This window comes from Limnothrix sp. FACHB-1083, from assembly GCF_014696485.1.
Taxonomy (GTDB): Bacteria; Cyanobacteriota; Cyanobacteriia; order CACIAM-69d; family CACIAM-69d; genus CACIAM-69d.
The window spans coordinates 259,451-282,964 of sequence record NZ_JACJQD010000006.1; the positions used below are offsets into that span (position 1 = coordinate 259,451).

Consider the following 23,514-nt stretch of genomic DNA (forward strand, 5'->3'; position numbering starts at 1 on the left):
GATCAGATCGGCATTGCTGGAGATGCGGGCCCGTTGCTGGCGAATTCTGACTGCCTAGCGATTTGCGGTTAAACATCGCCCCATGATCGAACCAAGGCCGCTAGCTGCTGTCCCGATCGCTCAAATCTTGCTGAACGTCAACTCCCGAAAACTCAGCAGGGCGGGATAGGACGAGGCGATCGATCGCCCGGCGGCCACTGGGGCCGATCGGGACTGGGGTTCCTGGGGAATCTGCAATTCGGGAGCCACGGCGGCCATGGGAGAAAAGTCCCGCAGGATCGCATGGCTATTGCTGCCATCCAGGCCAAAGGAGCTGACGGCGGCTCGGCGGATGGGGTGCTGGGATGGCCAGGGCTGGGCCTGACGCGCCAAAAAGAACGGCGATTGTTCCAGGTTCAGGCGCGGGTGGGGGTGGTCACAGTGCAAGGTGGGTGGAATTTGGCCGTGATGCAAAATCAGGGCGGTTTTGATCAGGCTGGCAATGCCCGCCGCACTGAACAGATGGCCAATGTTGCTTTTCACGCAGCCGATCGCACAGAACTGCCTGGCAGTGGTGTGTTGGCGAATGGCCTGGGAAAGGGCCTTCAGTTCCACAGGGTCGCTCAGGGGGGTGGCCAAGCCGTGCGCTTCGAGGTAGCCCAAGGCGGCCGGATCCAGCCCTGATCGGGCCCAGGCCTGTTCAATCACTCGTTGCTGGCCGGTGACGGTGGGCAGGGGTAGCCCAAAGGGAGAGCTATCTTGGGCGATCGCGGAACTTTCAATGACGGCATAGATTCGATCGCCCTGCGCGATCGCCTGGCTCAGGGGCCGGAGCAACAGGGCCCCACATCCTTCTCCGAGTACTGCACCCTTGGCCGCTGCATCAAAGGCCCGGTGCTGGCCATCGGGGGACAGGAGCTTGGCCGCCGCCCAACTGGCAGGGAGCTGGCCCGCCTCCAGCAAATGCAAACCGGCCACCAGAGCAGCGCGGCATTCTCCACTGCGCAGGCTTTGACAGGCGAGATGCAAAGCGCCGAGGGAGGCGGAATCCGTAGCATTCAATACCAAACTGGGGCCGCGCCAACCAAACAATTGGGCGGCCAATCCGGGGGCAAATGTGACCCCTGTGCTCACAAATAAGCCCACGGACTCGCCCCGCCAATCTCCCACGCCATAGCCAGCATCCTGGAGCGTCTCCGCAAAAATACTGAGCAGTTCCACGCTGCCCGGATCCAAGGTCTGGGTCATACCATCGGGCCAGAGATCCGAAAACTGAGAAGAGGAACGGGGGGTAATTCGACCGGCCCAACTCGGGGGGGTGCTGGGGACGTTGGGATCGATCGCGCCTTGCAAGTCAGAAAACGGTGACATTCCCGGCGATGCAGGCCGATGCCAAAAATCGGGCGGCAATTCCTCAATGCTGCTGCGGCCCGCTAGCAGGTTGGCCCAAAATTCGGCGGGGTTTTGGGCGTTGGGCAAGTGGCAGCCCATACCAACGATTGCGATCGCCTCGCCCTCACCGGAAACGGTCGATCGCCCGGTCGGCAAAGGCGCTGCCGATGGGGGTGTGGGCGGCGAGCTGGTTGGGGACGCAGTTTGGGCCTGAGCTGGAGCTTGAGTTTGAGCCTGAACTGGGGATGACCCTTGCGGGGGGAACGGCGGCGGCGCGGCGCTGGTGAGCCAATAGGCATCCTTCGCAAAGGGGTAACCCGGCAGGGGAATCCGTTGACTCCCGGGCGATCGCAACCGTTTCCAGTCAATTTCGGCCCCCTGAGTCCAGGCCTGGGCGAGCAATGCCAGCGTGGCAGCCGTGGGCATCCCAGATTCGGGTAGGGCGGGCGCGGGCATCGGGTCAGCCCCCGCCAGTACCTGGCCTCGCCATCCGCCAGTGGGGAGCTGGCCTTGGCGAAACGTTGCAAGCTGCTCCAACAGGGTGTCTAGCCGATCGGTCACCAGAGCCAGGCGTTCCGCGAGGGGTTCGCGCCCCCCTTGCAGCGTCCAAGCCAGATCATCGAGACTCGGCCGCTCGGTTCGCAGATGGCGATGCAATTGGCTGGCCTGTTGCGTGAGTTGATTGGCCGTGCGGGCACTCAGGACAATTAACCAAGGGCCGGCGCTGCTGGGTTTTGGCTGCTGGGTTGGCCAATCTTCCAAAATTAAATGGGCATTGGATCCACCGGCTCCAAAGTTGTTCACACAGGCCAACCGGGGGCGATCGCCCTTAGGCCAAGGTTGCGCTTGGGCTAGAACCTGAAAAGGCAGTTCCGAAAAGGCAATATTGGGATTCGGCGGGTTGCAGTGCAGTGTGCCGGGAATCGTGTCATGGCGCATGGCCAGCAAAACCTTGGTCAGGCCAGCGATGCCCGACGCGGCTTCCAAATGCCCAATGTTGGACTTGACGGAACCCAAGGGAATTCGATCGCCCTGATATCCCTGCCGTTGGGCCACAGTGGCCAGCCCGCCCACTTCGATCGGATCGCCCAGGGCCGTGCCCGTGCCGTGACATTCCACATACTGCAAGTCCCCAAACTGGATCCCTGCCGCCGCCAGCGATCGCTCGATCGACTCCGTTTGGGCTGGCCCGCTGGGAACCGTAAAGCCATTCACCCGGCCTCCGTGGTTAATGCCACTGCCCCGGATTACGCCCCAAATGAAGTCACCATCCGCCCGGGCCCGGGCCAAGGGCTTGAGCAACACAGCCCCCACGCCCTCACCCGGCACATAGCCATCGCCCCCTTCACCAAAACTGCGGCAACGGCCATCGCGAGATAAAAAGCCCCATTGACTGAGGTAGAGATAGCGGAATGGGTGCAAGGTAAGGCTCACGCCCCCGGCCACCGCCATGGTGCAGTCACCGGCCAGCAGGCTTTGGCAAGCCAGGTGAATCGCCGTCAGGGACGAAGAACAAGCGGTATCGATCGCCAAACTGGGCCCGGTCAAATCCAGGAAATGGGAAACCCGATTGGCAATGATCCAAAACAAGGCCCCGGCACCACTGGGCTGATCGGCACTCCAACTTAAATCCCGCGCCACGTGGGAATAGTCGTGCCACATGGCCCCAACAAAGAGGCCAACCCGTTCCCCCTGTCGCGATTGACGGCTGCCATAGCCCGCGTTTTCCATCGTGTGCCAAACCGACTGGAGAAACAGCCGCGCTTGGGGGTCAATTTGCTTGGCTTCCTTGGGCGCAATGTTAAAAAACAGCGGGTCAAATTCTTCAACCCCCGGGATAAAACCACCCCACTTGCCATAGGTGCGATTGGGTTGTTTGGTTTCCGCAAAGTACTGCTGGTAATCCCAACGGTTGGCGGGCACTTCCGTGATGCACGATCGCCCTTGATACAGGTTTTGCCAAAAGGTTTCCAGGTCAGGAGACTGGGGATAGCAACCATCCAGGCCAATAATCGCGATGTCATAGCCACCGGGGGGCCGCTGCCGATCGGGCAACTCTAGGGGCTGGGTTTGGGGGATGGGGGCCTGAGGATTGGCGGCTCCGGTGTTGGGAGCCTTCACTTCAGGAGCCTTTACCTCAGGAGCCTTCACTTCAGGAGCTTTGGGGGCCAAAGCTTGCGGCTCCAGGGAGGATGCAGAATTGGGCGATCGGGTGACCTGGGTTGGGGCTGGCGCGATCGAGCTAGGAACTGGAGCCGCCGGAGATGGCGTGGCCGGCGCAGTGGTCGCTCCAGCAGGCGCGGTTAGCTGGGCCAAGTGGTTGGCTAGCACTTTGATGTTTGGATAGTCAAACAGGACGGTGGGTCGCAGGCCGGAATATTGCTTTTCGAGGGTTGCCACAATTTCCTCAATCATCAATGACTCCAGACCCAGGCTGAAAAACCCTTCCTGACGGGGTACGGATTGGGGATCGGTGTTCAGGGTGCGGGCAACCAGAGCGGCCAATTCTTGCTCGATGGTGGCGATCGAGGGGGTGGGCAGGGACGGCGGGGCGGCTGGGGCGATCGCCGCCGGGGTCAAGGGGGCAGGCAATGCTGGGGGTACATTCGGGGCGGGGCGCGATCGGGAGAAGCGCTCAAAGATGGTTGCATCCGTACCTTTACCGGTGACCAGAACGGGCTGAGGGCGATCGCTGGTCAACAGATCAAGGAAGGCAAACCGACCGGCCGCCGCGCTAAAGGGTTCCATGCCCGATCGCTGGAACCGCTCGGCCAGCATGTCGGTGGCTCCCATGCCGCGCGATCGCCACAGACCCCACTGAATCGCCCCAGCGCGTCCGGGCCAATGGCGATTGCGGTAAGCACAAAAGGCTTCCAGCAGTCGATTCGCCACCACGTAGTTCGCCTGCCCAGGGTTGCCGGCCGCCACGGTGATTGAGGAAAATCCCAACCAAAAGGCCACGGGTTGATCCTGCAACCGTTGTTCCAAACGCAAGGCCCCAAGAAATTTGGGAGCAATCAGCCGATCGAGGGAGGCGAGGGTTTGGGCATGGAACAGCCGATCGTCTAACTGCCCGGCCGTATGAATCACGCCGTGAATGGTGCGGTGGGTGGTTTTCAGAAGCCCTGTGAGGCGATCGAGGTCGGCTTCTTGGCAAAGGTCTGCTTGTAGATAATCCGCCGTGGATCCCAAGGATTCCAGCAGGGCGATCAGTTGGTCGGTTTGGGCCCGGCGGGGCGATCGACCCACCAACAGAAAGTGAACGGCCGTTTGCAGCGCGATCGCCTCGGCCACTTCTGCGGCCAAGGCCCCGCTCCCACCCGTAATTAAAATGCAAGATCCCGGTTCCAGGACGGAAACCGGCAAGGGAGGCGCAGATCCGGGGGCCACTTCCCGCAACTCGGCCCCATAGCGATCGCCCCCACGATAGGCCACGCGATCGTGCTCCCAAGGGGTTGCCGCTTCCGCCGCGATCGTGGCGCTGGCTTCTCCAACGGTTAGTCCCAACTCCAAGTCCAGGGATTTCAGGCGGATTTGGGGCAACTCCAGGGCCACCGTGCGCCCCAGGGCATCAATCCCCGCCGTGGCAAACCCCAAAACCCGATCGCTCGGGGTCACGGCTTGGGCATCAAAGGTCACGGCCAAAAGCTGGAGCGGATCGGCGGGGCGCACTTTCGCCCACTGTTGCAGGAACAGAAAACAACCGCGCACGCCCTGGTTCAAATCGGCCTCGGCTTGGGTGACCCAATCCCGATCGCCCTGGGGCCCATGACCTGACCCCGCTGCCGGGGGAGCCGTGACCCAATAGACCAGGGCTGGGGAAAGGGGCGAGTCGATCGCGTCGGCCCCTGCGATCGCCCGGAATTGCTCGGGAGCCAACAGATGCGTCAGACCCTGGCGCACTTGGTCTGGGTCAGTCCAATCCCACTGGCAAACCCGATCGCCCAAAACCTCAAAGGTTGAACCGGCTAGGCACAACTGAGCCTCAATCCCCTGCGATCGCAGCCGCTGGCGCAAGGCCAAACCCCAAGCAGCCCCCTGGGCAAAAATGATCGTCGGCGCGGCGGTGGCCTGAGTTGGGGATGCAGTGGCGGCGGGCAAAACAGTCCAGTCGGTTTCAAAGTAGGACACCTCCGGCGCAAGCAAGGGAGCCGCCGCCAGGGTTAACTCCCGAATCACGGCCAGGGGGCGGCCATCCGTCCCGATCGCGATCGCTGAAAACTGGCTTTCGGTAGCCTGGACTCGGCATTGTTGGCGCTCAAACCGGACAGTGACCCAGGATGCAGGCTCACCAGCCGCCAGATCGTCGGATCGATCGGGCGATGCTGTGGGGGCAATTGCGGCAGCGGATGACGATTCCCACTGGGCTTGCAACTGGGATCCCCACCAACAGCCCGCCACTTGCCCCGGCACAACGAAATCTCCAAAATCTCGAGCATCGCCGCTCCGTTCCGCAGACCATTGCCGGTGTAAATACACGGCCGCTTGCAAAATCCCATCCAAAAAGGCGGTACGATTGGGGGCTTGCAATTGGAAGAGGGCTGCTTCGTCGGTGATTTGGGCCTGATGGATCACCTGCAAGGCCCTGCCGTACTGATAGCCGCGCGATCGCAAGGCGGCATAAATGGCCGTTCCCGGAATCTCGCCCACCCGATCATGGCCAACCGGGCGATCACCTGATGCTCGCCCGGCCACTGGATCGAGGGGCGGCCCTGAGGATGACTCCGCAAAGGTGGCACTCAAAATCAGTCGATCGCGCTGCCAAACCTGAACCCGATTTGGCAACTCCACCTGGGCCCCCAGGGTCACGGCCTCCGCATCCCCCACCCCCAAGGCCACGGCCTGGTGCAAGGTAATCTCTGTCAGCAATCCGGGCGATCGACCCAGCGATTGGGTCACCGCATCCCAGGCCAAGCCAATGAAGCTGGCGGCGGGCACAATCCAGCGCCCATTTAAAAAGTGCGATCGGAGCACCAAATCGGTTTCGGGAAACACCTGTTCCCAGCGCTCCGGCAGGGCCCCGGAGGGGGGCAGCACCTCCCGGGCCACCGGGACAGCGGGCAACGGAGCCAGCCGATCGCCCTCGGATGCCTTGGAAAAGAGCCAATACAACTGGCGATCGAAGGGATAGCGCGGCAAGGACAATTTGGGATAGGTGGCCGGGAAATGGGCTGACCAATCCACCGGACTGCCCGCCAGCCAGGCCGCCAAGGCCGACTGCACCGAATTTCCCACATCCTCGGAAGCCAGCACCTCGGGCAGTTCGGCCAGCGAGCGCGGGCGATCGGGCAGCAATCCCGACAGCAGAACCGGCCAATCCATGCCCGGATCCAGCACGCCCATGGTGAAGGCCCGCACCAGTTCCGCCAAGGCCGCCGAACCCGTGGGATAGCGATCGGTCAAGTCCCACTTTTGGCACAAGCGAGCCAGGCTGCTGCGAATGGCCACAAACATCAAAATTCGATGCTCTGGGCGAGGTGCGTTCGATCGCAATGGGGACTGCAATGGAGCTTGCAACACTGAATCAAGGTCAATGCCCACCTGCTCCAACGGTTGCCGCCAGGTTTCCACAAAGCGCGTAAAGGTCATTTGCCGTCGCCACAGGGTGCAGGCCACCTGCAAAACCGATTCCCAATCTGCCTCCGGCAACGCCACCGATGCCCAAAGGGTCTTGAGCGCTTCGGCATCCTGCACCAACCGGCCCAATGTCGATCGCGCCTCCGAAGGCGTTTCCACCGTTGCCGCCACGGGCTGAGACGGCAGCTCAAATTGCGCCAACGCCCGCTGCACATCGGCCCAACTGCTGGCCAAACAACCAAATCGCCAAGGAAAGCTTTCGCGCCCCAGGGCCAGGTTCGCCGCGATCGTCCCCAAGTCGGCTGCAGCCACCCGTTGCGCCCCTTCCTGGCCCCACTGGGCAACCAAGGCGGCCAAGCTACGTGCTGATTTGGCAGACAACAGGAAGGGAATCACGGCAGTTGCCCGATCGCCCGTCTCCGAGGCCCCTTGACCCGCGATCGCGTTCCCTGTCGCCAACGCCAACGGCGATCCGGCTTCCTCAGCCACAGCAGGCAACCGGGGCGGCTCTTCCAACACCAAATGGGCATTGCTGCCCCCAAAGCCAAAGGAACTCACCCCCGCTCGCAACGGCAAATCCGCCGCCGCCGGTTCCCAGGAACCAAGGGCCACCGCTGGCACAAAGGGAGAAGTGGTGAAGTCAATGAGCGGGTTGGGAGTCGTTAAGTTCAAGCTGGCGGGAATCTGACGATGCTGCAACATCATCAAGACCTTGATCACCCCGGCAATTCCCGCCGCCGCTTCCAAGTGGCCGATGTTGGTTTTCACGGAACCCACCTGGCAATAGCCGATCGCCTGGGCCGTGGTGCGGAAAGCCTGGGAAAGGGCCTCCATCTCGATCGGGTCGCCCAGGGAAGTCCCCGTGCCATGGGCCTCCACATAGGTCACCGTGGCCGGATCCACTTGGGCATCGGCGTAGGCCGCCTTCAACAGTTGGGCCTGTCGTCCCACGCTGGGGGCTGTGATGGACTCGCCCACCGCCGAATGGTTCACCGCGCTGCCCCGAATCACCCCAAAAATCCGCCGATTCTGGGCGATCGCCCGTTCCAGGGGCTGGAGCAACAGCACCCCACAGCCCTCGCCGGGCACATAGCCATCGGCCTGAGCATCAAACGTGCGGCATTGACCCGTTGGACTCAGCATCCTTGCTCGGGAAAATGACAGATGCTTCCAAGGGCGATGGTTGAGGGTTACGCCACCCGCAAAGGCTAATTCACACTCGCCCGATAGCAACGCCTGTCGAGCCAAATGGATGGCCACCAAAGACGAAGAGCAGGCCGTGTCCAGGGTCAAGCTCGGGCCGCTGAGACCCAACACATGGGACAACCGATTCGACAGAATGCAACTGTAGCTGCCTAACCCCGAAAATCCATCAATTTCCACCTGGGGATCCGTCGTGACTTGCCAATAGTCCATGGTCATTGCGCCCAAGTAGACCCCCGTTGGCTGCTGACGGAGCGAGGCTAAGGACAGGCCAGCTTCTTCCACGCAATGCCAAGCCACTTCCAATAGCAACCGCTGCTGAGGATCCATATACTTGGCTTCTCGGGGAGAAATGGCAAAAAATCCCGCATCAAACGATCGCCAATCCTTTAGGAAACCGCCCCATTTATTCCCCGTTTGTTCGCGGTAGGCTTGGTGATCCCAGCGATCGGGAGGAATTTCCCCGATCGCGTTCACGCCCGCCGCCAAATTGCCCCAAAATTCATCAATATCCGCCGCCCCAGGAAAGCGACCAGCCAAACCAATTACAGCGATATCTTGAGTCATGGTGGGGTATCTCAAACCGGCTTTAATTTTTCGTGGGGCAGTCATTACTGAGGCGATGGAAGCGACTAGAGCGATTAGGATGAGGCTTTCAACTCATCCCGCCAAGTCGAATGAGTCAACCATTGGATGGAGAGCATTTTGGCTAAACCATGATTTTTGAAAAGGATCAAAGTTGATTTCCGTTTGTCGCGGGAAGACCACTGAAAGCACAGTTTGATCGGCAATCCAAAGACGCGCTTGATATTGAGAAAAGTGCCGAAAGCTGGCTCGATAGTAATTTGGAAAAACGCATTGCAAATCCGCGATCGACAACAGCTCCATCGGCACAGTCATGCCGCAGCGCAACACTTTTGACAGGGCTTCTTTTAATGTCCAAAGAGCCAATAGCCGCTGAGGGTATTGAGAATATTGAAAATAGTAATCAAAGGTTCCGTCACACCAGCTTTTTTCGGAATCTGGAACCGCATCAATCAAGGTTTGATAAAGCGTGGGATTAAAGGTTTCCACATCAATACCCACGGGGTAGCCCGCCTCAAAAGCAACTGCAACTGCCTGACCCGAATCATGGGCGATGCTCACCTCAAACGGCTCCTGCCCTCCATACCGCACCACTGGCTGCCCAAAGCTACCCGGTTCAATGGAGATCGATCGATAGTCACAATCGCCAATTAACTGAACCAAAGCCCCTTTGGCCGCCATTCGCCCCATCAAGTACGACATCCGCCGCCTCAAAACGGGCAACTTTTCAAAATAGTCCAACTCCGCAGGTGAGAGCAGTTGCGATCGATAGGGTGCAACGTCAACGTAGTTAGCAATGTTCACACATTCAAATCGGCAAGTAATCGATCGCATGATGCCAGCCCCTGTTTTAATTTGGCTTTGACTTGGCTTTAATCTGGCTTTGATTCAGCATTTTACTTATTCAGAATTTTCATTAAATTATTTCGATGATCTAATCTAATTTTTAGGTTCCATTTGTTCATTAACTTGACCTAAAACTAGAAACCTAATTTAGTAATTCAGCGTAGGAGCTTAACTTAAACAATCAATTTGAGAATTTCACTGAACCACTGAATCAAAGAGCTGAATTGGATGTTGAATTTAGAATTCTGAATTTCAGCGCCTACCTAAAACCCAATTAAGCGATTACTCTGAACGCCATTTTTTTGCTAAATTTACGGCTCGCTCCAGCGATTGCACATTCTGTCCAAAACGATCCATCACTGCCATACCTTTTGATGAGGAAGATACATCCAAAATTACTCGCACAAATCCAGACAAAGTGCCATTTGATCCCACATCTAGATAAAGATTGGTTCCCATTGATTCCAAGCCTCGCAACGCCTTTTCAAAGTTAATGGGATTGCGAAATGCTTCCCAGAAAGTACGCACCGCCTGAGTTGGTTGCTGGTCATCGGCGCGATCGCCACATCCATAACGCCAAAAACGACCGGTTTGGAACTGAGGTAAGCGATCGAACTCTCGAGCAATAATCTCTTGGGCTGAATCAATCCAAGGGGAATGAAACGCTTGGATCACCGGTAAGCGCTGAAACAACACCGATTGACTCTGTAAGATTTGCTCTAGCCGATCGAGACTGCTCGATCGGCCACTGACCACAAAACTTTGGCTGCAATTAATACTGGCCAAAGCAGTGTCTTGAAACCAATCAGGATGTTGATGCCAGAGGCTTAAGCCATCCAAAATGGCTAGCATTCCCCCAACCGGTGTGTAGGATTCAAAGGCAAAGGATGCGCGAATTAAAGCAACCAGCAGTTGAAAGCGATCCACCACACCGCTGTAGGCCGCCGCTGTCAACTCTCCGAGGCTATATCCCAAAACCAAGTCAGGAATAATACCCATCGACTCGATCGTGGCCGCCACCGCATAGTTAAACGTAAATAACAGCGGATTACTGTATCGCGTATACAAAAGTAGTTTTGAATCTTCTGCCAGTGCCGTTTGCGAGTCAGCAAACAGCTCAGTGGCCAAATGAATACCTAAAAGCGGCAACGCCACCTCAGAAAATTCATTCATGCAGTTCCGAAAAACAGGATGGCAGCGATATAGCTCCTGCCCCATTTCCATATACTGCGATCCTTGACCAGGAAACATGAAGACAACTTTCGCAGCCATGGCTTCAACTCCTAGTCTTCAACTGAGCTTGCAACTTGCGCTTTCAAATTTCCCTTAAACCTTTTCGGGAACCAAATCTGGAGAGATTTGATATAGCAGTCGGGTTAGCGTGTTGCCCACTCCCAATTCTTGAAACGTGCATTTTCCCCGATCGCACAAATGGGCGATCGTTTCTGTCCAGCGCACCGGACTCGCAATTTGCTGCGTTAAATTCTCAACCACATTCTCCAGCGTATAAGGCTGCGCTGAAGTGTTAGCAATCACTGAAAATCGCGGAGCACGAAAATTCATTGTCCGAATAAATTCCCCAAACTCTCGCGCTGCTTCTTGCATGTAGCGCGAGTGAAACGCCCCGCTAACATTCAACACCACATATCTCGTGTCTGGAATTTCCTCAAACACAGCCGCTAAATCATCAATATCGCGCTTGGGCCCTGAAATGACCACTTGCCGAGGCGAATTATAGTTCGCAATATCAACCGTATCAAACGCAAAATCATCTAAGATTTTGCGAATTTTCTCCACATTGCTACCAATCACTGCCGCCATTCCACCACCCTGCTGACGGCCCATCAATTGCCCTCGGTATCGAATTAAATTCAATCCCGTTTCAAAATCAAACACTCCCGCCGCAAACAACGCATTATATTCGCCCAAAGAGTGCCCGCAAGCCGCATTAGGCCAAAACCCGCCTGAATCAATATGGGACTGCCAAGCCAAAGCATTCACCACAAATAAAGCAATTTGAGTGAATTCTGTCCGGCTCAAATCACCATTGGGATCGTGCAAACACAGCTCTTTTACAGAAAAGCCAAGAATATTATCTGCTTGCTGCAAAAGCTGCGGATAATGAGGAAATAGTTCACTCCCCATTCCACAAAATTGGGATCCTTGACCCGGAAAGAGAACAACATTTAAATTCATCATGCCGCTCCTTCAGTGCGTCAATCAGGACATTTAGGTAACATGGAGGAAGTTCAGCGAAGCCAACTAGACAGCACAAACTTCAAAGCGAATTTCAAAGCAAGCTCGTAGTCATCAGCTTCGAGAAACAGGTCTTTAACAACAGGGCCCTAAGATTGAAAATTAAAGAACCTGGCAGTTTTCGTCTTGTCCAATCCATAGGATTGAAACCTAGACCAAGCGTCGAAAGCACTGATTCTTCAAGCCAAGTTTTTAAAATCGGAGGTTGTAATCAGGCAGTGCAGCTTGCAAATTCCTCAACCATCAGATCAAAGATTTTGCCCATATCGCCACGGCTAATTGAAGACTCGCAGAAGCCCACACCAAGCGTGACAGTGTTTCTAAAGGTAGAAGCCGTCATCATAAAAGCTGGGGCATAGGCAACGGGACCCAAGCCGTAGGAATAAACCACTTGATGTCCTGGGATGGGGATGTCAGTGTTGCCAACATCCGAAAATAGGGGTGTGCCAATTCCTGATTCAGTAGCTTGGTCAAAAGCTTGGTTCAGTAGCCAGTCTACCCATGCAAAAGGAATGAGAAAAAGAATTTCCATGGCGATTGCTGGCAAAACGCCAGGCATGGCTCTTTTTTGGCTGATTAAGTCAGATTTTATGAAAGACAAGGTGTCTGCAAAGGAGTCTGCTTGGTTGACATGAATGTTAGAAATCAATGGAACCGCGAGATTACAAATTTTAGGCATATCTCCATGCCGGAGATAATGGCGAAGATCGAGGGTGTTGATAATCGGAAGTGATGCATCGGGCCCTGCATTGGTGAACCGACGCAGAGCACGCGCAAACCCTGTCAACATCACTTGATTTAGGGTTGCTCCACGATCTTTCGCATACTGAATTAGATTCTCAATCTGCCCCCGATCCAATTTGTAGGTTATGTATATTTGATTTTCATGGGTGCAATTGCTAAATGGCACTTTTAATTGACCTGGCTTCAAGAAGTTCTTCTTGCCCTTTTTCAGCAATTGCCATCTCTTTTTGGCAGGAACCTTGTCAAGAACTTGCCATCCATCACGCCGAACGGTTACAGAACTCGGGGTATGTTCCTGACCGTTTTGCAGCACCCCATAGGTTTCAGCAAGGGACTGAAGCAAACACCGCAGTCCACTGCCATCAGAAACAACGTGGGACATCTTGAGGCAAAACGTATCTTGAAGTGTGTTTTCGCCTTGGTGCCGGAAAATTCTCAGTTGCACCAAGCTATCGGTTGTTGGATCGATCGATCGAGATCTAAACTCTTCAACAGCTTGTTGCACATCGACGACTTCAAGCAGCTTGAATCGGTCTTTATGTTTTTCTTCAGATCGCAGCCAGTAGGGCGATACACTGTTGTTCACCCACTGGCATTGCAGGATCACCTCTGAATCTAAAACCAAATCGAAGCTCTTGAAAAATAGATCTTCATTCAGGCAACTATCTAGCGTAAAAACGCATTGAACAACGCCATTACAGGTTGCGAGGCTAATGTATTGGATTTTGTCTTGGGCCGAGGCAGGAAATTCTGGAGATGAAAACATAGCTTTATCCTTACTTTGTCCTTCGCCGCTTCAAGAGTCAATCACAGCTATTGCTAGCCTTAGGAATTTTTTGAATTGACTAATCAACAATTTTGTCAACAATCTTTTTTTGACAAACTTCGACAAATTTTTGACAAAAATACTCTTAGTTCCTGAGCTAGGTTTTCAATCAAAACCTCTCAGGAAAATTTTTCAAAAAGACTCTCTCTTAAGACAAAAGGCCGAAGTAGTTTGGCGTGATGTCTAAGTTTTTTGTCAATTTGAGTTTTCTACAGGTTGAAGTTATGGTCAAACAAGGATGCCAAACAAGCCAGCACCCTTGCTTAATCCAACCCCGAAGATCGCTGTTTAAGTAAGTGCATCTCCGCCTTTAACAAGGGCAAGTGAGATATTCTTGGCCAGGTCTTTGAGCCACTTCTCCCCTGATTGCTCATTGAGAGTCTTGAATTCACTGGCAGCCTGGATTTGCGAATCGACAATCTTTTCCAAAATTCCCTTGGCAGAAACTGGAGCAGCCTCGATCGCGCCTGGTTGAGCAGCAGGGTCAACAACCTTCTTCTTGTAAATCACAACCGGCATGGCTTCACCAATTGAGTTAGCCTCAAATGTGATGATTCGCTTGATTTCTGATCCAACCTGGATAGGGGTTCGCATGGCTTTTGGTATTCCTCAAAATCAAACTCAATCCTCATTCAGATTAATGTATTCTCTTATTAAATGTCAAGTCAAATTGAAGCATTAAATGATTTTCTAAAAATCTTTTAAAAGGTCATTTTTTGAAAAATCAAAGACCAAATTTAGCCATCAAAAGATTGCCTTTTCAAGGCAGAAATTATTTGAACAATGACTTTAAATAGAGTTATTTTTCTCGAAAATTTTTCTCGAAAACAACTGATTAATGAATAATTTGAAGTAATTAAAAGATAGTGATGTCGAGAAAACCATAGCGAAGAAATTGGTCTGCAATTATCAGTCGGTTTAGCCCAACTGAATTATTTTCTACTAGTTAATTGAGCTTATTGCTTCAGTTTATCTCTGATTAACGAAAAGCAGAAATTAGGGCGAGGTTAAAGACTGATTCGAGTATATTAACGCTGCCACATTGTGAATGAGGTCGCGATATTGGTCTCAAGGTCTAGTGGAAAACTACTCTTTTCCAATCTGAATTAGACCACTCCCTCCTGTTTGAGCGTAGGGTTCAATGTATCCGATTCCTAAGGGATAAACGGAGTGGCTAGGCCTTTCTAGCTCCTGCCAATGCTCGTCATCCCGTAGAGGTATTTTGGGACAAAAGGGCAGGTAATTCCAAACTTCACGGGAGCAGTCATTTCTTTTTCGCAAGCCAGAGAAGAGCCAACTGACCAATTAAAAAAAGGTTCAGCATAGAGCGCTCTTGTTAGCACTGATTATGCTTATCTGCGTTGGGAATGGATGTGCAAATTAGTCAACACCGTGCCATGGCCAACTCAGAGAGGGAAATGATGTTGCTCCCATGAATTCATGATTCGCTTAGGCAGCAGCAATCGTTGCCAATTCGTCCTTGAGTTTAAAGAACTCCGCCGTCGCCTCATAACCACTCTTCACCAGCCGCAGCTTGTCCTCGTGGCTCATGTTGAAATCAGTGGGCGAGAGCTTCAAGGTGTCAATGCTGATCGTCCGTGCCTTGTTTCGGGCGCTGATCCGAATAGAGGACGTAGCCTCAAATAGGCTTTCGAAATACTCCTTCAGGTCAAAGCCTTTCTCTAGACCAGAGGGGCTGAAGCCGGTTCTTAAGCTCACTCCCAAGGTTTCTTCGTTGTAGCCCTCTTCACTAGTGAAGGGCGCGTAATCAAAAGTCCACAGGGGATAGGGCAAGATCAAGCCACCATCAACATAGTAGTGATTGTCGGGAATGCCGCCGGGGAATCGCCAAGCTTGGAAGAAGAAGGGAATGGACATGGAAGCGCGCACTGCGCCTGCAATTGGCGTGTCAGGAGTCGCACGGTAGGAGAACTCCCGCAATCCTCGAGCGGTCAAATCTGTGCCGAAGACATAAAGATCTGCAAATCCAGCATCTACGAGATCTTCAAAGGTGGCCTTCTTCGTTAGTTTGCGCGCAATGATGTCTTGAATCCACTGATAGAAAACATCCCCGGCATAATAACCATAATTCTGGACGAGGTTAATCGGGCTGGTGGGATCGGTGAACTCCCCCATGTTCAGGTTCATCATGATGTCTTCGATCTCTGCTGCTGAAAACCTCAGGGCAATTAAGGTTCCCATGATGGCTCCCGCAGAAGACCCAGCAACGCGCTCAAATTTGGAGAGGAGGCCGCGCTCGTTCAGGGATTGCACAACCCCTACGTAGGCTGTTCCTAACACGCCCCCTGCTTGCAGTGCCAGGTTTTTGTAGTTACCGCTGCTCATGAATCAAACTCCTTGTAGGTAAAACTCGTGACTGGAATGGGTTGACCTGTGAAACTCGTTCCGAAAAGCTCTGAGGCGAGGCAATGAGCGGCATAGAAACGTAGACTCAGGGCGCTTGAACGGTTCAGCCCTTTGCTTAAACCACTAGCCTTGGCGCTCGGGGATGCTACAGAGCAAATGGCAGCAAGCTCTTAGATTCAGGAGTGCGCCGAACAATGACAAAAACGGGGGTTGTTGCTTGGGTGATTTGCCCCTGTTCCCGCATAGCAAAAAGGGTTTGGGTGACTCCGTCGTAAATCGCGCCATCTCCCCTGGTCAATAACTCTTCGAAGCAACGATCGGGGGTTGCTTCATCGGATTCCAGTTCAACAATGATGGGGAAGGAACCAGGGCTGGGGATGGTCTCGCTGGCGGCAGCGGCTTCGGCGGCAGCGGCTTCGGCTTCCTGAACTTCAGCGGGCAGCGGGATGTTGGGGAGAATTTCTGGGAGTTCCAGTGCAGCGCTCTTCCAAATGGGGGAGCCTTGCAAGGTTCCATGGTTGGCAGCGGCGCTCTTGTCGTTGATGACATCTCCGCTGCCTTCGTTCAAAGGCCAATAGCCCAACAGATTCTCTTCGGATCCGAGCAGTCGATAGGACTTGTAGGCTTGAATTTGCTCTTGAGTGCGTGCAGTGCCCCAGAACCGAACTTCGGTCAAATCGCCTTGGAAATATTCGCCATGGCCCTCTGCTTTGCGGCCAATTTCGAGGGGGCCTTGGGTGATGGAGGCGGGGGTGTCGCCCAGGATGGTTTGAACTAGCTCTCCATCGAGGTAGAAAAACACATCGTTGTCAGCATTGAAGACGATGGCAACGTGATACCAAGATCCCGCTTCGATCGAAACAGAGGCTGCATAGTCAACAATCCAATATTCCGTAAAAAGTAGCGCTTCGTTGATGAGGCCAAAGCCAAAGCCTGGAAATTTAGAAAATAAGCGTAGGTAGCCACCAATTTGCGCAACGTTCACCCAAGCTTCGAAGGTGAAGTTATTAGCAGGGGAGAGGGACTCTTGATGGGGAATTCGGATGTAATTCGACTGACCATCAAAATGAAGTACTGAAGTCATGGTGATTAGAACCTTGGATGATTGGTGTCATTTCCAAACCAAACTATTGAACAAAAACAGACATGTTTATTAACACTGGAGTATTTAACACTGAAGTATCTAATACTGAAGTATCAACATTCGTCTGAATTTAATTCACAAAACAACCATCTCTCGCAAATTCTAGAATATTTCTTGATAACCGAACAGGCATATTCGGCTTTCTTAATATTCTACATGAACCCAATTAACCTCCAGAAAAAATGTCATCAAAGCTAGAGAATTTTGAGTAAGTAGATCCAGATAATTAGGATCCCAGCCCAAACTTCAATAGCAAGATTGGGAACACTTTTAGCCCAAGCTGAGTATTGATTCGGTGGTAACCAGCTCACGGCTGTTTCGAGGTGTTGATGCAGAAAAATCCAAGCCAGAACGATGATCCCAAGCCAGAGTAATTTCCTGGCTTTGTCAGCGAGCTTTGACGAGGTTTTTTGCTCAGCGACTATTCTTTTGCGAACTGCCTTGCCACGAAGCTCGATCGTTGTCAGATCGGAAAATTCGGCAACTTTCTCCGTGAGTTGCATCACAATTTCCGTGATGCCCAGTTGCTTAAGCTGAAGCTGACTGCGCTTAACGGCCCCTCGAAAATATCCACCAACGAGACTCATATAATCTGCGTTGGGAACTAGGTAATTCAAGGATGCATCCATCAATCCCCAGGTGCGGAAGACTCGCAGCAGTTGCCAACTGGAGGAAACGCGGTTCCTGCGCATGACCGACCCAATTTGAACCCCGATCGAGCTGATCGACTTCTCATGGTATGAGAGGCTGCGGATGTTCATTTTGGCATCCCACTGGCGATAGCACTGGATCAGTTGCGCTTTGACGTTTTCAATGTCTCCTGTGGGCAGGGAATCGCACAACATCAAACTGTAATCCAGTGCTCGATCGTAGTCCCGTTCTCCGAGAGCCTGCATACTGCGTCGGTAGTAGCGCAGGAAGTGGGAATCGAGACTGCCGATCGCCCCCAAATCAATGAGGCAAATGTGGCTATCTCGCAACAGCATGACGTTGCCAGGATGCAAGTCCCCATGGAACAAGTTATCTTCCAGCATTTGACGGAAGAAACTTTCAAAGAGGCGCTTTCCCACCAACTTCGGGTCAATATTATTGAGTCGAAGAATCTTTTCCAGATATTCGGGATCAGTACTGGCGGCACGGATATAATCTGACATCAAGATGCCGGGAATATATTCCATGGTCAGGACTTTCTTGGTGCTGTAATCACCAATCACAGCGGGAACATAGATGTTGTGTTCCCTGAGCGTCACCGTCATCCGTTCCAGGTTGGATGCTTCGTAGCGATAATCAATTTCCTCCTGAATCATTTGATCAAGCTCTAGGCTGATGTTGTCCCAATCCACATAGCTCTGTAGCTTCAGCTTCTTGATCAGGGAGAGCAAGAAGCGGATGAGTTGTAGATCTTGACCAAACTTTTCTTCAACATCTGGGCGCTGAACCTTTACAGCAACCACACCAGGAAAGGATGGGATTCGGGCCCTGTGGACTTGCGAGATTGACGCAGCCGCAAAGGGCCGCTCTTCAAACTCAATGAAGATCCTTTCCAGAGGGAGGCCTAATTCCTCTTGGATAATTTGCCGAACATAGTCCAGGGAAAACCCATAGGATCGATCCTGAAGCTTGGAGAGTTCTTGGCAAATTTCGGCGGGGAAGAGATCCAAGCGAAGCGACAGGAGCTGACCCACCTTAATCAGCAATCCCCCCAGCTTTTCGATGGAGAACCGAATATCCCGAGCCAGCTCTGTTTTGAGGTTGGCTGCACCCATCGCATTCTTGAGGGAGTACTTGAGGGTCAGCCGAGAAACCTCGTACAGCACCAAAACGATTCGGTTCTTCAGGAAGCTTAAGTTGTTGACCGGGAGCAGCCTTTGCTCTGGCGGCAATTCCAGTGGGATCGGGATCAGATCGGGCTGAATCATTAAATTTGCGCTGATGCTTACACGGGACGATCGGACACTTGCGAAATCTGTCCCCAAAACTTCAGCTTAAGCTTCAGCTCAGCAGCCTTTGGGGATGATTGCACATCAGTTCTTCACTAGTCGTCGGAGGATGCAACAACAACAAATACGGGGATGACGCTTTCGGGCAAAATTCCTTGGGCTTTCAGTTGTTCTAGGGCAACGGACACGTTGTCACAAATGAGACCTTTGCCGGAGTTCACCAATTCTTCGATGTCAGAGTTTGCCTGTGGCTCCATTTCAATAACAATCGGAAATTTCGAGGACTTTGTGCTATTTCCCATGACTGTCACTGTTTACGTTGCTAACGGTCGGCGACGCTCTGTATTTGCACGCCTGCACTCCCCAGGTAGTGTACTCCAATTTTTTTGGAAAAGTCACCGTGAATTATTTTTTTACAAGTTTTTGAAATTCTTTAATTTTATCTTAAACCGTATTCAAATATACAATTTTTCAGTCTTTGCACCTTTGATCGATCTTGGCGTTTGATGAATGTTTTTATACTTGAAAAATCTCGATTTTGCTGCCTTTAGGTATCGTTAAGCACATAAAAACAGCATGAATGCAAAGCGATCAAATATTTCAGCAACCTATGATCGCCGCAAGCTTTCCTGATTAGTTTCATTAAACCTAAGAGACAGCCAACCGCAGTCGATCGATTGGGACAAGACTTTCCAGACGAAGGTTACGGAATAGGCTTCAGAATTGAGGAGTAGACGAAAATGCAAAGATTATCTTTCGGCTGATTTTCGCTCTCTAATGAACACGAAAGATGGGCGTTTTCTGAATCAATTGGTGGTGTGGTGACAGATCACAGGCGATCAGGGGGTGACGAAGCGGAGGCGAAGAGCGGCGGAGAGTAAGCCAGGTATGAATCAGCGGGTTAAAGCTCTGATTTTGGGGAGTACGGGTTTCTACTGATGCGAAAGGATTTGAAGGAGGTGGAGGCGATCAAAAAGGTGAGGTGGCGAATCTGACGACAGACTCACCACCTCACGGGATTGGAAAGTTTAGAACAGGGCTGAAACGAGTGTTTTGCGGTGCTGCGCTGTGCGGTGCTGTGCTCAACGCCTTACGGCATCAGAGGTTTGATCACAAAATCCCCGCCCATTACGCCCGCTGAGCTACGAGAAGGGTGCTCAACGCCTTACGGCATCAGAGGTTTGATCACGATTACCGGCTGTGACTCTGACGGCCCCGTCGTTTGGTGCTCAACGCCTTACAGCATCAGAGGTTTGATCACGGACTTTGTGATCGCCAAAGGGTTTGACAGTGTGTAGTGCTCAACGCCTTACGGCATCAGAGGTTTGATCACCGCGACATCCGAGCTTCGATGATCTGAACCTTGGATTGGTGCTCAACGCCTTACGGCATCAGAGGTTTGATCACGTTTCGACACGATCAAAATCGCCCGGTTCACCGAGTGCTCAACGCCTTACAGCATCAGAGGTTTGATCACGGTCGTGCTGCTGCCGTCGGTGATGGTCAGGGCATGGCGTGCTCAACGCCTTACGGCATCAGAGGTTTGATCACTCCGGTGATAGAACACCCGACTCCATGCCCTTGACATAGTGCTCAACGCCTTACGGCATCAGAGGTTTGATCACTGCCCATCCTTCGAGAAGCAGACGCAAGTGCAAATGGGTGCTCAACGCCTTACGGCATCAGAGGTTTGATCACGCGATCGCCCCAACCCGTTGCTGGATGTCCTGATCGTGCTCAACGCCTTACGGCATCAGAGGTTTGATCACGGAGTTGCAAGCGCTGGCCCGGGAAATTGGCTATGGGTGCTCAACGCCTTACGGCATCAGAGGTTTGATCACCAACCATCGAAACGCCCGCGTAGAAAGGCGTAATTTAGTGCTCAACGCCTTACGGCATCAGAGGTTTGATCACGATCCACATCCTCAATCCCAAACCGCAGAGCCAAATCGTGCTCAACGCCTTACGGCATCAGAGGTTTGATCACGTTGTTGCGTGAACAGGATTTGGACGATCGGGTTATGTGCTCAACGCCTTACGGCATCAGAGGTTTGATCACTGTTTTCGCTCACAACCAACGGAGTTGTCGGCACGGGTGCTCAACGCCTTACGGCATCAGAGGTTTGATCACGTTGGGGCCACCGGGGCGTTGCAATCGGGATGGGAGTGCTCAACGCCTTACGGCATCAGAGGTTTGATCACCCCGCCGCTTGAAACCCTTACGGGACAAGCGCCGAAATGGAACCTTACAAGCATCTTAGCCGATCGCCCCGCATCTGCCAAAACATCACCCCCGATCGCCCTTTTGCCGATCGCCCAACCCTTGCCCCATCTCCCTTTCAGCCATTTACAAGCATCTCCAAAGATCCCAAAAATCGCCAAACCCAACCCCCATCAACATTCTGCGCCCTTCCAGCCCCTCGCTCCGCCGCCACCGCCCCAGGTGCTTGTTTTTGGGCAACAAGCCCGCCCGATCGCCCCCGCCCGATCGCGATCCATGCCGAAAGCCCGATCGCTCCATTGGCCCCAAACAATCCAGAGCGCCAAGGCGAATTAGACGCTATGGAATTCGTTACAATGCGGTTGGCTTCCTTTCCCCGTTTGCCCTACCGTTCCGCTCCTATGACCGACGTTCCCGTTTCGCGCATCCGTAACTTCTCGATCGTGGCGCACATTGACCACGGTAAATCGACCCTGGCCGATCGCCTGCTGCAAGATACAGGCACAGTGGCCGCGCGCGACATGAAAGAACAGTTCCTCGACAACATGGAACTGGAACGGGAACGGGGAATCACCATTAAATTGCAAGCGGCGCGGATGGACTACCGGGCCAAAGACGGCAACGACTACGTGATCAACCTGATTGATACGCCCGGTCACGTGGACTTTTCCTACGAAGTGTCCCGCAGCTTGGCCGCTTGCGAAGGGGCCCTGCTGGTGGTGGATGCGTCCCAAGGGGTGGAAGCCCAAACCCTGGCTAACGTTTATTTGGCCTTGGAAAATAATTTGGAAATTGTGCCGGTCTTGAACAAGATCGACCTGCCCGGCGCAGAACCCGATCGGGTGGCTGGCGAAATTGAAGACACGATCGGCCTGGATTGCAGCGAGGCCATTCACGCCTCGGCCAAGGAAGGGATCGGGATCCGCGAGATTTTGGAAGCGATCGTCCAAAAAGTGCCCCCGCCAGCGGACACCGTAGACAAACCCCTGCGGGCCCTGATTTTTGATAGCTATTACGACAGCTATCGGGGTGTGATTGTTTATTTCCGCGTCATGGATGGCCGGGTGAAAAAGGGCGACAAAGTGCGCCTGATGGCCTCCGGCAAGGAATACGAAATTGATGAATTGGGCGTGTTGGCCCCGAATCAATGCCCGATCGATGAGCTGCACGCGGGAGAAGTGGGCTACTTAGCCGCTTCGATTAAGGCCGTGGGCGATGCGCGGGTGGGCGACACCATCACCCTGGTCAGCAAACCGGCGACGGAACCTTGGCCCGGTTACACGGAAGCCAAGCCGATGGTGTTTTGTGGGCTGTTTCCGACGGATTCCGATCAGTTTGGCGAGCTGCGGGAAGCACTCGATCGCCTGCGTTTGAACGATGCGGCCCTCAGCTACGAGCCAGAAACCTCCAGCGCCATGGGGTTTGGCTTCCGTTGCGGCTTCCTAGGGCTGCTGCATATGGAAATTGTGCAAGAGCGGCTGGAGCGGGAATATAACCTGGATTTGATCGCCACCGCGCCTTCGGTGGTTTACCGCGTCACCAAGATTGATGGTGAAGTGGTGATGATTGACAATCCCAGCGAGCTGCCGGAGCCGCAATATCGCGAAACAATCGAAGAACCCTACGTGAAGGTGGAAATGATCACGCCCGAAAGCTTTGTCGGGACGTTGATGGAGCTATCGCAAACGCGGCGCGGGGTGTTTGTGGATATGCGCTACCTGACCCAGGGCCGGACAACGTTGATCTATGAAATTCCGCTGGCGGAGGTGGTAACGGACTTTTTTGATCAAATGAAGTCGCGATCGCGCGGTTATGCCAGCATGGAATATTCTCTGATTGGCTACCGGGAAAATCCGCTGGTGCGGCTGGATGTGCTGATTAATGGCGATCGGGTGGATTCCCTCTCCGCGATCGTCCACCGGGATAAGGCCTACTACGTGGGCCGGGCCCTGGTGGAAAAGCTGAAGGAGCTGATCCCGCGCCATCAGTTCAAAGTGCCAATCCAGGCCACGATCGGCTCGCGAGTCGTGGCCAGTGAAGCGATCCCCGCCCTGCGCAAGGATGTGTTGGCCAAGTGCTATGGCGGTGATATTTCCCGGAAGAAGAAATTGCTGAAGAAGCAAGCGGAAGGGAAAAAGCGGATGAAGGCGATCGGCACGGTGGATGTGCCCCAATCTGCGTTCATGGCCGTGTTAAAAATCGATCGGGAATAGGGCGATCGACCTGGGGCCCATGGGAGCCAACCCCTTGCAAGATGGTTCAAAGCTTGAGAATTTAGGGTGCATTCCGGCGTAACTTTCGGATCAGTGGGGGTCAAGGGCTGTTTTCAGGGACTTTTGCAGGGCGATCGGGACTCACCATCCCCATGCACCCGGTGAACCTCCCACAGTCGCATCCGGAGTTCGTTCCGCAAAGGGCGTAAGGAACATTGAGT

Annotated in this window: 11 protein-coding genes and 1 CRISPR repeat array; of the genes, 1 reads left to right on the plus strand and 10 read right to left on the minus strand. The window is 53.5% G+C overall.

Annotation, left to right across the window (positions count from 1 at the left end):
- Positions 1-120: 120 nt before the first annotated feature.
- From H6F46_RS10090 to H6F46_RS10135, 10 genes are all read right to left on the minus strand, one after another.
- Entirely contained in the window at positions 121-8,718 is an 8,598-nt protein-coding gene (locus H6F46_RS10090) for an SDR family NAD(P)-dependent oxidoreductase (protein ID WP_190354654.1), read from the minus strand.
- Between the two features lie 93 nt (positions 8,719-8,811).
- Positions 8,812-9,570, minus strand: a complete 759-nt coding sequence (locus tag H6F46_RS10095) for a 4'-phosphopantetheinyl transferase superfamily protein (protein ID WP_190354655.1) — start codon at positions 9,568-9,570, stop codon at positions 8,812-8,814.
- Positions 9,571-9,864: 294 nt separating this feature from the next.
- Positions 9,865-10,854 (minus strand): acyltransferase domain-containing protein, encoded by a 990-nt coding sequence (locus H6F46_RS10100; protein WP_190354656.1) that lies wholly within the window; start codon positions 10,852-10,854, stop codon positions 9,865-9,867.
- A gap of 54 nt (positions 10,855-10,908) precedes the next feature.
- The gene (fabD, locus tag H6F46_RS10105) at positions 10,909-11,778 is read right to left on the minus strand and encodes an ACP S-malonyltransferase (protein ID WP_190354657.1); all 870 of its coding nucleotides are present in this window, start codon (positions 11,776-11,778) and stop codon (positions 10,909-10,911) included.
- A 271-nt stretch (positions 11,779-12,049) separates the two neighbouring features.
- A complete protein-coding gene (locus H6F46_RS10110) occupies positions 12,050-13,348 on the minus strand; it encodes a condensation domain-containing protein (RefSeq protein WP_190354658.1) in 1,299 nt (432 codons plus the stop codon).
- Positions 13,349-13,696: 348 nt separating this feature from the next.
- Positions 13,697-14,002: a hypothetical protein gene (locus H6F46_RS10115; protein ID WP_099532233.1), complete on the minus strand. Its 306-nt coding sequence runs from the start codon at positions 14,000-14,002 to the stop codon at positions 13,697-13,699.
- Between the two features lie 855 nt (positions 14,003-14,857).
- Entirely contained in the window at positions 14,858-15,754 is an 897-nt protein-coding gene (locus H6F46_RS10120) for a patatin-like phospholipase family protein (RefSeq protein ID WP_099532232.1), read from the minus strand.
- Positions 15,755-15,920: 166 nt separating this feature from the next.
- Positions 15,921-16,859 carry a LamG domain-containing protein gene (locus tag H6F46_RS10125; RefSeq protein ID WP_190354659.1) on the minus strand — a complete coding sequence of 313 codons (939 nt, stop codon included), beginning with the start codon at positions 16,857-16,859 and terminating at the stop codon, positions 15,921-15,923.
- Between the two features lie 254 nt (positions 16,860-17,113).
- Positions 17,114-18,838: an AarF/ABC1/UbiB kinase family protein gene (locus H6F46_RS10130; RefSeq protein WP_099532230.1), complete on the minus strand. Its 1,725-nt coding sequence runs from the start codon at positions 18,836-18,838 to the stop codon at positions 17,114-17,116.
- Positions 18,839-18,954: 116 nt separating this feature from the next.
- Positions 18,955-19,161 carry a hypothetical protein gene (locus tag H6F46_RS10135; RefSeq protein ID WP_099532229.1) on the minus strand — a complete coding sequence of 69 codons (207 nt, stop codon included), beginning with the start codon at positions 19,159-19,161 and terminating at the stop codon, positions 18,955-18,957.
- 776 nt (positions 19,162-19,937) lie between these two features.
- A CRISPR array of direct repeats spans positions 19,938-21,061; the repeat unit is 36 nt; unit sequence GTGCTCAACGCCTTACGGCATCAGAGGTTTGATCAC.
- A 420-nt stretch (positions 21,062-21,481) separates the two neighbouring features.
- Between H6F46_RS10135 and lepA the strand changes: the two genes are divergently transcribed.
- On the plus strand, positions 21,482-23,293 hold the full coding sequence (gene lepA, locus H6F46_RS10140) for a translation elongation factor 4 (RefSeq protein ID WP_099532124.1): 1,812 nt from the start codon (positions 21,482-21,484) through the stop codon (positions 23,291-23,293).
- The last annotated feature ends 221 nt before the right edge of the window (positions 23,294-23,514 follow it).